Source organism: Psychromicrobium silvestre (assembly GCF_013408295.1).
Taxonomy (GTDB): domain Bacteria; phylum Actinomycetota; class Actinomycetes; order Actinomycetales; family Micrococcaceae; genus Renibacterium; species Renibacterium silvestre.
On sequence record NZ_JACBYQ010000001.1, the window covers coordinates 293,510 to 305,785 of the forward strand.

Here is a 12,276-nt window from a genome sequence, read left to right on the forward strand (position 1 = left end):
GGGTTGGGTGGTGATTGGAATCGGTGGCGAATTGGCGAGGAGGCTAAGCATCATGAAGGAACGACGCTCCGGCGGCAAACGTCGATGGTTTCCGCGCCTGGCCTTCTCCACCCGACTCTTGCTACAGCAGATTTTCGTGATCGGTTTCGTCGTGGTGCTGGTCAGCGGAGTGGCAGGTTGGCTCGCCTATCAGAGACTGGTAGCCGAAGTTGGGTCCAAAGCTTTGGCGGTTTCGCAGTCGATTTCGGAGAACACCTCAATCCGTTCCGCGCTCACTCAGGCGGCCGGAACGATGCCCAGCCAGCAGGTGCTGATGAGTGGTTCGGTCCAGCAGATCGCGGAAGCCGTCCGGGAAAGGACTGGTGCGCTCTTCGTGGTGGTCGCCGACCGGAACGGAATACGTTGGTCGCATCCGGAACCCACCGAACTGGGTCAACACGTCACCACTAGCCCTGATATTCCGCTCAACGGGCAGGAGATTGTGGAAACCGAATCCGGCTCGTTAGGGCCCTCGGTGCGTGCCAAGGTCCCGCTGCGGGGCATCGACGGCGGCATCGTGGGTGAGGTCAGTGTTGGTTACTCTACTCAGGAAGTTCTGTACGGGATGTGGGGTTCGGTGGCTCCCATCCTTGGCGTTGGAGCACTTTCCCTCGGCCTGGGCGTGCTTGGCACTAGCGCCTCCCTGGCCAATCTGCGTCGGCGCACCCGGGGACTGGAACTGGAGGAAATCAGTACCCTGGCGCAGAACCAGGAAGTGGTTCTGCACGGTGTGGCAGAGGGCGTACTGGGCTTGGACGCACAGCGTCGAATCACCATTTGCAATGACAAAGCGCGGGAGTTGCTGGGCGTGCCGGATCCGGTAGGGAAACAGTTTTCCGAACTCCCGCTGCCGGAGACAGTGTTTGAACTTTTGGCTCAGGGCTCCGATCAGAGCGCGCAGATAGTGGTGAACAAATTGGTGTTGCTAATCAATGCCCTCAAAGTGGCGCGTGGGGACCATGATCTTGGCTGGGTGGTGATGGTGCGGGATCGTCGTTCGGTGCAGGCGCTGAGCCGCCAACTTGAAGCCGTCTCCACGCTTTCCTCGGCCCTCCGCGCGCAGCGCCACGAGTTCGCCAATCGGCTGCATGTGGTCACCGGCCTGCTGGACATGGGGCAAGGCGAATCCGCCTTGTCCTATCTTCGGGAAAGTTTGGATAGCGGTCCCTTGAGTTATCCGCTGCAGAACGGCGAGCTCATCACCGACACCTATTTGGCAGCCTTCCTGGGCGCAAAGAGTACTCAAGCGGCAGAACGAGGAGTGCAATTGCGGATAGGTGCCAATACCCTGGTTCACTATCCGGTGCGGGATGCACAGAACGCCACTGCGGTGATCGGCAATCTGGTGGATAATGCGATTACCGCAGCGGTGCATGGCAGCAATACCGAACGATGGGTTGAGGTGGAATTGCTGAGTGATCGCAGTTCCTTAGTTGTCACGGTGGCGGATTCCGGCGACGGAGTGCGCCTTGCGGACAGTGAGCAGATCTTCACCGAGGGCTTCACCACCTCAAGTTCATCCCGAGCCTCCACCGGCCTGGGGGAGGGCATTGGCCTCGGCCTGGCCAGGCAATTCGCTAGGCTCGACGGCGGCGATCTGGTCATTCTCTTCGCTGGCGAGCCGAACGGGCCGGGGGCGGTCTTTATGGCCCGTTTAGAGAAGGTTTTGGAAATGAGTGAGGTAGCTGAAGATGACGACTAATTTTCGAGTTTTAGTGGTCGATGACGATTTCCATGTGGCTCGGCTGCACCGAGATTATGTGGCCCGGGTTCCCGGGTTCACCGCCTTGGACCCGGTGGGTTCGGGGGAGTCGGCCTTAAGAGCAATTTCCGCATTGCGACCGGATTTGGTGCTCATCGATATTTTCCTCCCCGATCGCAGCGGCTTGGACCTGCTCTCTCAGATCGATGTGGACGCTATGGTGCTTAGCGCGGCTCGGGACTCCGAGTCGATTTTGCGAGCACGACGGCGCGGCGCGCTGGCTTATTTGATTAAGCCCTTTGATCCTGAGGTACTTAGCGTGAAGCTGCGCGGCTACGCCCGGTACCGAAAGCTGCTGGATTCCAGTAGCAACCTGGACCAGGAATCTGTAGAACGCGCATCGCGGCAATTTTCTGCAGCCGAGACGAGCAAAAAGCCACGTTCAGTGACCGAGCAGGAAATTCGGGGAGCTCTGCAGCGGGCCTCGGGGCAACATCGGACGGCCCTGGAAGTGGCCCAGGAGATTGGTGTCTCCCGGGCCACTGCGCAGCGCTATCTTTCGGTTCTGGTCGAGGACGGCTCGGTGAGTGTCTCGTTACGATACGGGGCTACCGGTCGTCCAGAGCACTCCTACAGCTTGTCCTCCTGAACCTTTAGACCGGCTTGGAGGCGATTCCGGGGGCGTGGAAACGCTTCCCATTGACTCGTTCAGAGGCGCCCACGCGGTCTAGATAAGGGGTGATGCCGCCTAAGAACATCGGCCAACCAGCGCCCAGGATCATGCACAGGTCAACGTCCTCGGGGCCAGCCACCACTCCCTCGGAGAGCATGAGGCCGATTTCCTCCGCCAGCGCATCCTGGGTACGGAGCAGCAGTTCCTCGCCGCTGATTGGCGAATCACCGAATTCCAGCAGGTCTAAGGTCTCCTGAGATACGAATGGCCCATCCTCTCCGCTTTCCCAGATGCCCTTTTTCCCGGCGTCGATGAGGCGCTGTTGATTGGCCGAGACCCAGAAACGCTCACCGAAGGCGGTGTGCAGGGATTCGGAGACATGCAGAGCCACCGGTACGCCGACCATGGCGAGCAGGGTAAACGGCGTCATCGGCAAACCCATGGGTTTTAGGGCGGTATCCGCAGTGCGGGCATCGGTGCCCTTATCGAAGGCCTCAGCCACCACACCCATCAGCCGCAGCAAAACCCGGTTGACCACAAAAGCTGCCGCGTCCTTGACTAACACGGCGTTCTTCTTCAGTGACTTAGCGGTTTCGAAGGCGGTGGCTAGCACTGCATCGGAGGTCTTCGGGGCGCGCACGATCTCCAGCAAGGGCATCACGGCGACCGGATTGAAGAAGTGGAATCCGACCAGACGCTCCGGATGCTTCAGATCGGCAGCCATTGCGGTTACCGAAAGCGAGGAGGTGTTAGTTGCCAGGATGCAATCTTCGGAGACGATTTTCTCTAGCTCGGCGAAGACATCCTTCTTCACCTGCAGTTCCTCGAAAACGGCTTCAATCACGAAATCCGCATCGGCAAAGACTTCCTTGGACGCCGATCCGGTGACCAAGGCTTTGGTGCGGTTTGCGGCGTCGGCTGAAATTCGCTTTTTGGCCAGCAATTTATCGACCTCGGCGTGGACGTAGCCCACGCCCTTATCCACTCGGGCCTGGTCGATATCGGTCATTACCACCGGCACCTTCAGCTGCCGGGCAAAGACCAGTGCTAACTGGCTGGCCATCAACCCGGCCCCGACCACGCCCACCTTAGTCACCGGCTTAGCCAACGACTTATCGGGAGCGCCTGCCGGGCGCTTGGCTCGCTTCTGCACCAAATCTAGGAAGGCATAGACGGTGGCGTGGAACTCATCGGTTTGCATCAAATCGCCCAGGGCTTCGACCTCGGCTGCTGCAGATTCCTGCTGGCTCCAGGACTTACCCTTCTCCATCAGCTCCACCACCTTCAGCGGCGCCGGGGCCGCATTGGAGGTCTTTGCTTTGATAATGCTCTTGGCAGCCGCAATAGCCTGATCCCAGGCTGCAGATTGTTCCTCAGTGAGCGGTTCCGAAACGGAATGGGGACGTTCGACGGCGATCTCACCGGAGAGTACCTTGGCCGCCCAAGCGATGGACTGCTCCAGGAAGTCAGCGGGCTCAAAGAGCGCATCGGCAACACCGAGTTTATAAGCGGCAGGTCCGGAGAGCGTGCGGTTATTGCTCAGCGGGTTCTCCACCATCACCTTGACCGCTTCGGCCGGGCCGATCAAGCGAGGCAATTTGTAGACGCCACCCCAGCCGGGAACCAGCCCCAGGAAAGCTTCCGGCAGGCCGAGCGCACCCGCTGCTGTGGAGACGGTGCGGTAATTAGCGTTGAGTGCGATTTCCAATCCGCCACCCAGGGCAACGCCATTAATAAAGACGAAGCTCGGCACTCCCAGGTCATTGAGGGTGTCGTAGACATAGTGACCCAGCTGGGCCATCCAGACGCCATTCTCCCGGGCCTTGAGGCCCTTCACCGCGGATAGATCGGCACCGGCCACCAGGAAGTAGGGCTTGCCGGTGATTCCGACGCCGATAATCTCACCGCGGGCTGCCCGCTCACGCTGGGCCTCCAACACGGTGCCCAATTCCACCAGGGTATTGGGGCCCAGCGTGGTGGGGCGTTTGTGGTCTAAGCCGTTGTCCAAGGTGATCAGGGCGAAAGTCCCGATCTTCTCGCCCTTCGGCCCGGAAAGCTCAATGTCCTTCAGTAGGGAGTGGGTGACAATCTCGTTCGGGAACAAATCGGTCAGTGCGCTGAAATCCTTGGCGCTCATGCTGTCGCCGTCCTTTCTGAAATGGCTTCGGAGCTGCTGGCGGTGGTGCCGTCGAAATGCGGGTTTTCCCAGATCACGGTGGCACCCATGCCCAAGCCAATACACATCGTGGTAATGCCGTACTGGACCGAGTGGTCTTCTTCGAACTGCCTGGCCAACTGGTTCATCAGGCGGACCCCGGAGGAAGCGAGCGGGTGCCCGACGGCGATGGCGCCACCGTAGCGGTTGACTCGGGGATCGTCATCGGCGATGCCAAAGTAATCCAGGAAGGAGAGCACTTGGACGGCGAAGGCTTCATTGATCTCAAATAGCCCAATGTCCTCGATGCTCAGTCCGGCGTTCTTGAGCGCCTTCTCGGTGGCCGGGACCGGGCCGATGCCCATTACTTCGGGCTCCACCCCGGCGAAGCCGTAACTGACAAGTTTCATCTTTACCGGCAGGCCCAGCTCCTCGGCTGCCTCGGCGGAGGCCAGAATCGCTGCGGTGGCTCCGTCGTTGAGTCCGGCGGCATTGCCTGCTGTGACCCGGCCATGCGGACGGAAGGGAGTGCGCAGGCTGGCCAGGTCCTCCAGGGTAGTCCCTGGGCGGGGTGGCTCGTCCACGGTGTTGAGGTTCCAGCTGCTACCGGAGCTATTGCCCTCGGCGTCCTTTGGCTCGGCCTTGAAGGATGCTACCGCCACCAGGTCGGGCTGAATCTGACCCTTTTCGTAGGCGGCGGCTAGCTTGGTTTGTGAGTTCATGGCGTAACGATCGGTGCGTTCCTTGGTGATGGCCGGAAAGCGGTCGTGCAGGTTTTCGGCTGTATTGCCCATGTTTAGCGCGGCCGGATCAACCAGACGCTCGCTCAGGAAACGCGGGTTCGGATCGGCGCCGGAGCCCATCGGGTGATGACCCATATGCTCGACCCCGCCGGCGATCACCACGTCATAGGCACCAAAACCAATGCCGGAGGCCGTGGTGGTGACCGCGGTCATCGCTCCGGCGCACATTCTGTCGATGGCGAAACCAGGTACCGAGCGGGGCAGCCCGGCTAGTAGCGCGGCGCTGCGGCCAATGGTTAGTCCCTGGTCGCCGGTCTGGGTGGTTGCCGCGATAGCGACGTCATCAATCCGCTCGCCGGGCAGTGAAGGATTGCGTCGCATCAGCTCACGGATGCACTTCACCACCAGATCATCGGCCCGGGTATTGGCGTAGATTCCCTTTTCCCCAGCCTTCCCGAAGGGGGTTCGGACGCCGTCGACAAAAACTACTTCACGGACTTGCCGTGCTTGTGGGCTCACTTTGGCTCCTCGTATGGGCGAAACGACGGTGTGGCGCAACCTCATTATCGAGCCACTAGGACCATGCTACTCATGGGTAACATGTTGTTTCAAACGCCACAGCCTGCCGAGCCATTTTTTACTCTGGAGCGGTCCCGGCTGCTGTTTTGGTCGGTAGCGGTTCCGGATGCAGGAAGGCCTCCAAAAGGATCGGGGTGACCAGCTTAATCTGCCAGCCGCGAGCACCGAGATCGGCCAGGGCTGAAGCGATCGATTCCAGTTCGAAGAACTCCGGCGGACGCCAGCAGAGGCGGCGCAGGAAGTCAGGGGTAAGCAGGTTCTCCAGCGGCAGATTGAGCTCCCCAGCCTTGGCTGCCAATCTCGGGCGGGCGGTGGCTAGCCTGGCCGCAGCCTCCGGGTCCTTTTCCGCCCAAGCACGAGGCGGCGGCGGAGAGTTGCTGGGTAGGTGTTGCGGAGGTAACTCCTTGAGTGCTTTCGCCGTGGTGATGGCACGGAGCCAGCGGGGAGCTTCTCGCTGGGCTGCCCTGCCGTGAAAACCTGGAATCGCCAAGAGCTGCGGGATGGTGTTGGGCATTGCTTTGGCGGCAACTATCAGTGCCGAATCAGGCAGTAGCCTACCGGGTGCCACATCGCGGTTTTGCGCTAAGGCGTCGCGTTCCAGCCAGAGCTCCCGTACCGCAGCAATCTGCCTGCGGTCCCTGAGCTGATGTAAGCCGGAGGCGCGGCGCCAAGGATCGACGCGCGGGGCGGGGGGGCCCGCCTCCAGAAGGGCTTGAAACTCTTCTTGTGCCCACTCAAGTTTGCCGTCCTCGGTGAGTAGCTCCACCAGTTCCTCGCGCAGCTCGGCGAGTACCTCGACGTCGAGCGCCGCATAGCGCAGCCAAGGCTCCGGTAGTGGCCTGGTGGACCAGTCCGCTGCGGAATGTTCTTTGGCTAAGCCGAAGCCCAGCAATTGCTCCACGACGGCGGCCAGCCCCACCTTGGGCAGGCCAGCAATTCTGGCGGCCAGTTCGGTATCGAAAAGCGCGTCCGGCCACATGCCTAGTTCGGAAAGGCAAGGCAAATCCTGAGTGGCGGCGTGCAAGATCCATTCGACGCCGCGCAGTGCCTGGTCAATGATCTTCAAATCTTCAAAAGGCTCAGGATCGATGAGCCAGCTACCCGCGCCTTCTCGGCGGATCTGGACCAGGAAGGCTCGTTGACCGTAGCGGAACCCGGAGGCCCGCTCGGCGTCCACCCCGGCTGGGCCGCTACCGGCAGCCAATGCCGCGGCAGCTCGTGCTAAGCCCTCAGCGGTGTTGATGATCAAGGGCACGCCGTCTCGTGGGGTGTCCAGAACAATCACTTCGGGCAACTCGGAGAGATCCGGCAGCTCGGAAACTTGGCTTGGCTCGGAGGCTTCGATCGGCTCGGTGGCTTCGGGACTCCCGGAGGCGGCTAAAGGCAATGGGGCAACTTCGATGCTCTCAGCTTTCCTGCGGCTAGGCCTCCCGGAGCGGCTCCGGGTGCGTTTTTCCGAGGATTCTGAGGGATTCACTTGACTCAACTGCGCCGCCGATGTGGCAGTGCGCTGACTCCCTCGGGTAGTGGCGGAAGCCCTGCGAAAGTGCAGACCATATCTGACCAGGCCTCCAGGTGATTCTTCACATTCTCACTTTCCGGAGTCCACGATGCACGCAGCTCAATATCGATGGAATCGGGCCTGCCTGCAAGCGATCCGTAACTTTCGGAGAGAATCCGAGTTGCGGTGCCGCCCGCAGCCCGATAATCGGCACCGTGGCTCTCCAAAGCTTCGACCAACCAGGTCCAAGCCACCGAACCGAGCATGGCATCGGTGCCAATATCGGCTTCCAGCTGAGCCCGGATATAGGTCACAATCCGGAAGGTGCCATCCCAAAGGTCCGAACCCTCCGGATCGTGCAGCAGAATGAATCTCCCGGTGGCCAATTCGGACGGTTCCCGATTCGGCTCGCTGGCAGGCTCAAAGACCTCGGCACCGAGGGCCACCGCGAACGGAGCCAAGCGGGAGGGGGCAGGAATTTCTTCCAACCGCAATTCACTGCGGCAATTGCCCTGGCGCAATGTTCCCAGGGCGGTCAAGAAGTCAGAGGGGACTTGTGCAAGCGCGCTCACCCTGGAAGGCTATGCCTGAGCACCGACAACGTAGCGAAGGCGCGCCGTTAGTGACCTAGCTGTAGCCGGAATCATCGGCTCAACTCGCGCTGACTTCGCTACGAATTGCCGCCAGGAAGGCATCGATATCCGCTTCCGTGGTATCGAATGAGCACATCCAGCGGACCTCACGGCGAGCCTCGTCCCAATCGTAGAAACGGAACTTCTCCCGCACCCGGTCGGCCACCCCCTCGGGAAGGATCGCAAAAACGCCGTTCGCCTGGGTCTGCTGAGTGGCCTGAACGCCAGGGATCTGATCAATGCCAGCGCGCAACCGGGCGGCCATGGCATTGGCGTGACCGGCCGAGCGTAGCCAGAGGTCGCCTTCGAGCAAGGCGATGAATTGAGCCGAAATAAACCGCATCTTCGAGGCAAGCTGCATATTCAGCTTGCGCAAATACTTCAAGCCCGGGGTAGCTGCCGGGTTGAGAGCGATCACGGCTTCACCGAAGATCAGTCCGTTTTTGGTGCCACCGAAGGAGAGTACATCCACACCCGCATCGGTGGTGAAAGCCTTGAAGGGCAGTCCCAAATGGGCGGCCGCGTTGGCTAGGCGAGAGCCGTCCATGTGTAGCACCATGCCGCGTTCGTGCACATGGTCGGCAATGGCTTTGATTTCTTCTGGGGTGTAGCAGGTGCCTAATTCGGTGACCTGGGTGATGGAGACGGCCAGCGGTTGGGCACGGTGCTCATCACCCCAGCCCCAGGCTTCCCGGTCGATCAGCTCGGGGGTGAGCTTGCCGTCCGCCGTCTCCACGGTGAGCAGCTTCAGGCCGCCAACGCGTTCCGGAGCACCGCCCTCGTCCATATTGATGTGTGCGGTCTTCGCGGCGATCACCGCACCCCAGCGGGGCAGGGCTGCCTGCAGGCTGAGCACATTTGCGCCGGTGCCGTTGAATACCGGGTAGACCTCGATGCCCGGTCCAAAATGGCTTTCGAAAACTTCGGTGAGCTTCTCGGTATAAACATCCTCGCCATAGGAAACCTGGTGCCCCTCGTTCGCGGTCGCGAGAGCGGTCAAGATATCCGGGTGCACCCCGGAGTAGTTGTCGGAGGCAAAGCCGCGGAGATTTTTGTCGTGGAGCGATTCAGTCACTTTTTTCCCTGGTTCAAAATAGTTCTTTGGCACCCGACAAGGGCACTGTCCATTCAGTACACTATCGCGATGTCGGTGGGCTAACGCTTAGCTGTGGAGATACGGATGTGGGGTTTAGCTCGCGGTGAGATCGACGATGCTGCCGTTAATCTCCTCGGCTGCTTGGTCAAACAGTGCCGCGACTCGCGTAGCCAGCTGATCAACGTGGGTGTAGCCCGGAAAACGTCGCTCCGGCTGGGCGGCTTTCATCTCATCGGTCAATAATGCCTTGACTCGAAAGACAATGGCAGCTGCCTGTTGAGACGGGTCGCTTTCGGCCTGCTTGGTGAAGCCTTCGGCGGCGGCTAGGGTCCAGGCCTCGGCTGCCGCCTTGGCTGCAACGTAATTGGCATTAGCAGCCGTTGGGTGCGCCAAGGAGGTGGAGGAGACGATGGCTAGGCGACCGGAGTTGCCCGCTAGCTCGGTGCTGAACTCGCGGCTGGTGATTCGTAGGGTGTCGATCACCCCGTGGCTAAGAAAATCCCAATCAGCATCGTTCTGTTCGGCCAAGCCGCCGCCACCGCGCCAGCCGCCGACTAGATGGATCAGCCCGTCGAGCGCACCGAATTCGTTGTTGATCCACTCGTGTAGAGCAGTCACCGCCGTTGGGTTGGCGAGATCAGCGACCCTGGCGGTTGCGCCACTGGCCGCGGCCGCCGTCGTAATCCGTGCCTCCGAGGAACCAACGGCGACCACCCGGTGACCGGCGCCGAGCAGGGCCTTTGCCGTGGCCACGCCGGCGGCGGAGGAGCCGCCGGCGATTAGGATGGTTTTGTTCGACTGAGTGCTCATACCTCAGTTGTACCGGTAATGCTGTCCTTGCCGGTAATGCCGGTGGTGGATTCGATCACCGAGCGCATCTTCTTCTCCAGCGCCTCGTAGAACATGGAGAGCGGGAATTCGTCGTCCAGCACTTGATCCGTCAGCGCACGCGGCGGCTCGTTCAGCGGCAGCGCATCGGGGCCCTTGGCCCAAACCGAAGCCGGATTGGGGGTCACCGTGCCGGAGACCAACTGGTAGGCAGCCAGCCAGTGTGCGGTCTTCGGACGGTCGATGGAGCGCCAGTACAGATCGTGGATCTGCTCACCCAGGGCCACCACGACGTCGGCAACCTCGTCCCAGTCAATGGTCAGTTTGGTGTCAGTCCAGTGCAAAACGTGGTGCTGGTGCATCCAGGCGAAGAGCAGTTGGCCACCCAAGCCGTCGTAGTTGCGCACCCGGCTACCGGTGATGGCGAAGCGGAAGATCCGATCGAAGATCACCGCATACTGCACCAGCTTGGCGTATTTCCGGGCTTCCTCGGAAGCCTCCGGATCCTTTTCGATTTTGACCGATTCGCTGAAAGCGGTCAGATCGCAACGAAGTTCTTCAAGTGAGTACAGGAAGAAGGGCATCCGCTGCTTGATCATGAAGGGATCGAAGGGCAGATCGCCGCGCATATGAGTGCGGTCGTGGATCAGGTCCCACATCACGAAGGTTTCCTGGGTGAGCTTCTGATCGTCGAGCAACTCGGCGGCATCGGCGGGCAATTCAAGCGAGGTGATCTCCGCGGCGGCCCGCAGCACCCGCCGGAAGCGAGCGGCCTCACGGTCCTGGAAAATGGCTCCCCAGGTGAATTTCGGGGTTTCCCGGACACCGACGCTCTCTGGGAAGAGTACGGCCGAGTTGGTGTCGTAGCCCGGGGTGAAGTCCACGAAGCTGATCGGCACGAAGAGCTTGTTCGAATAGGCTCCGGCTTCCAGCTCGGAGATGAACTCGGGCCAGATCACCTGCACCAGAACAGCCTCAACGAAGCGGTTGGTGGAGCCGTTCTGGGTGTACATCGGGAAGACCACCAGATGGCCCAGGCCGTCGACCCGATGTTCCTGCGGCTGGAAAGCCAGCAGCGAATCCAGGAAGTCGGGGATGCCAAAATTGCTGGTGCTCCAGCGCTCAAAGTCCTTGACCAGCAGGTCGAGGTACTCGGCATCGTGCGGGAAGTGCGGGGCGAGCTCTTGAACGGAATCCTTCAGCACGGCGACCAATGCGGTGGCTCGTGCGTGATTCTCGACCTCCGGGATGGAGCCGTCCTTGATTTGCAGGTTCTGCAATTCGGTGGCGGCGGCTTTGAGGGCCTGCCAAGCCGGTCCCCGAGCAATCGTCTCAAGCATTTCCGTGCTGCTGCTTTGCTCGAAAGCATTTATGGTCTGAGTCATTGCTCGAGTCCTTCCTGGAGGTCGATGGATCTTATGAAATCCTAGCGCCAAGAACAGCAATACTTATGAAAAATTGACTCAATGATAAGAAGGTCTGTTGCTTATTTGAGTGGGAATGCCGTCCACAATGAGCATTCTGCGTGCTTGCCCACAACGCTCGGGTTATCGGGGGCTTCGGTGGTTCGGAAAAGCTGTTATTCCACCGGTACTAGCGTCATCGACACCGAGTTGATGCAGAACCGCTTGTCAGTCGGTGTGCCGTAGCCCTCGCCCTCAAAGACGTGTCCCAAATGTGAGTCACAGGCCGCAGGGACACGCAACCGTTTGGGATTCGCTGTTCAACTGTCAGCGGTTCGTGTGGTGGACAGTTTCTGATGGAACCGAAGGTTGTTCCCTAGCTAGTGGTGAAATTCTTGGCCGGTCAGCTGTGCATTGGGATACTTCCGTTCTGGAGCTATACGGGCAACGGGGGACAAACTAGTTACCAGCACTCTGCTGAGATTTACGTCGAGCACGGTTACACGGACTTCGCTGATCCGGTCAAGCATTAGGAACTGAGACTGTTCCTGGCGGCTCGGGCGTGGACGTTGCCGGGGGACCGCTGGGATCGTTTGAACGGGCGACGTTTTGGCTGGGTTTGTGCAAGGTTCTCCTCCTGGTGTCTCGACGTTGACACGTCTGGTTTCAGAGGTCCATGCCGGATCAAATGACCGGCTCTATGTCCATGCTGGTGGACGCAATTGGTCCGGCCTTGATCCACGATTTGAAGCGCCAACAGGTTTGCAGATCACAGTGTTCGAGGAACTGGAAGGCAGTACCGCGAGAACGCAGCCTGAAGGATTCGGAACGGCCAAGAACCGGTGAACCACGAATTCGCAACAACTGTTGCTGATTTCTAGGATGGCAACTCTACGCCGGTTGGCGGAACGCCCCGTGGGACATC

At 60.3% G+C, this 12,276-nt stretch carries 9 protein-coding genes and 1 pseudogene; 2 read left to right on the plus strand and 8 right to left on the minus strand.

Going from position 1 to position 12,276, the window contains the following annotated elements:
- Positions 1-52 precede the first annotated feature (52 nt).
- On the plus strand, positions 53-1,741 hold the full coding sequence (locus FHU41_RS01385) for a sensor histidine kinase (RefSeq protein ID WP_179387880.1): 1,689 nt from the start codon (positions 53-55) through the stop codon (positions 1,739-1,741).
- The gene (locus FHU41_RS01390; RefSeq protein ID WP_179387881.1) at positions 1,731-2,390 is read left to right on the plus strand and encodes a response regulator; all 660 of its coding nucleotides are present in this window, start codon (positions 1,731-1,733) and stop codon (positions 2,388-2,390) included. Before FHU41_RS01385 ends, FHU41_RS01390 begins: the two co-directional genes overlap by 11 nt.
- 4 nt (positions 2,391-2,394) lie before the next feature.
- On the opposite strand, the gene FHU41_RS01395 is transcribed toward FHU41_RS01390, so the two are convergent.
- The 8 genes and pseudogenes from FHU41_RS01395 to FHU41_RS01430 form a co-directional block, all read right to left on the minus strand.
- Positions 2,395-4,551 carry a 3-hydroxyacyl-CoA dehydrogenase NAD-binding domain-containing protein gene (locus FHU41_RS01395; protein WP_179387882.1) on the minus strand — a complete coding sequence of 719 codons (2,157 nt, stop codon included), beginning with the start codon at positions 4,549-4,551 and terminating at the stop codon, positions 2,395-2,397.
- Positions 4,548-5,876 carry a thiolase family protein gene (locus FHU41_RS01400; protein ID WP_179387883.1) on the minus strand — a complete coding sequence of 443 codons (1,329 nt, stop codon included), beginning with the start codon at positions 5,874-5,876 and terminating at the stop codon, positions 4,548-4,550. The genes FHU41_RS01395 and FHU41_RS01400 overlap by 4 nt, the downstream gene beginning before the upstream one ends.
- Positions 5,877-5,949: 73 nt before the next feature.
- On the minus strand, positions 5,950-7,236 hold the full coding sequence (locus FHU41_RS01405; protein ID WP_343046277.1) for an HRDC domain-containing protein: 1,287 nt from the start codon (positions 7,234-7,236) through the stop codon (positions 5,950-5,952).
- A 137-nt stretch (positions 7,237-7,373) separates the two neighbouring features.
- The gene (locus tag FHU41_RS01410; protein WP_179387885.1) at positions 7,374-7,964 is read right to left on the minus strand and encodes a DUF3000 family protein; all 591 of its coding nucleotides are present in this window, start codon (positions 7,962-7,964) and stop codon (positions 7,374-7,376) included.
- Positions 7,965-8,043: 79 nt separating this feature from the next.
- The gene (locus FHU41_RS01415; RefSeq protein ID WP_179387886.1) at positions 8,044-9,099 is read right to left on the minus strand and encodes a beta-eliminating lyase-related protein; all 1,056 of its coding nucleotides are present in this window, start codon (positions 9,097-9,099) and stop codon (positions 8,044-8,046) included.
- A gap of 114 nt (positions 9,100-9,213) precedes the next feature.
- Positions 9,214-9,930, minus strand: a complete 717-nt coding sequence (locus FHU41_RS01420; protein ID WP_179387887.1) for an SDR family NAD(P)-dependent oxidoreductase — start codon at positions 9,928-9,930, stop codon at positions 9,214-9,216.
- Positions 9,927-11,288: a DUF6421 family protein gene (locus FHU41_RS01425; RefSeq protein WP_179389061.1), complete on the minus strand. Its 1,362-nt coding sequence runs from the start codon at positions 11,286-11,288 to the stop codon at positions 9,927-9,929. Before FHU41_RS01425 ends, FHU41_RS01420 begins: the two co-directional genes overlap by 4 nt.
- A 239-nt stretch (positions 11,289-11,527) precedes the next feature.
- A pseudogene (locus FHU41_RS01430) lies at positions 11,528-11,641 on the minus strand (peptide-methionine (R)-S-oxide reductase); the annotation flags it as partial.
- Between the last annotated feature and the right edge of the window lie 635 nt (positions 11,642-12,276).

Excerpts from the sequence above, each read along its gene's own strand:
- FHU41_RS01385 (WP_179387880.1), top strand. The coding sequence starts at position 53 with ATGAAGGAACGACGCTCCGGCGGCAAACGTCGATGGTTTCCGCGCCTG.
- FHU41_RS01390 (WP_179387881.1), top strand. The coding sequence starts at position 1,731 with ATGACGACTAATTTTCGAGTTTTAGTGGTCGATGACGATTTCCATGTG.
- FHU41_RS01395 (WP_179387882.1), bottom strand. The coding sequence starts at position 4,551 with ATGAGCGCCAAGGATTTCAGCGCACTGACCGATTTGTTCCCGAACGAG.
- FHU41_RS01400 (WP_179387883.1), bottom strand. The coding sequence starts at position 5,876 with ATGAGGTTGCGCCACACCGTCGTTTCGCCCATACGAGGAGCCAAAGTG.
- FHU41_RS01420 (WP_179387887.1), bottom strand. The coding sequence starts at position 9,930 with ATGAGCACTCAGTCGAACAAAACCATCCTAATCGCCGGCGGCTCCTCC.
- FHU41_RS01425 (WP_179389061.1), bottom strand. The coding sequence starts at position 11,288 with ATGCTTGAGACGATTGCTCGGGGACCGGCTTGGCAGGCCCTCAAAGCC.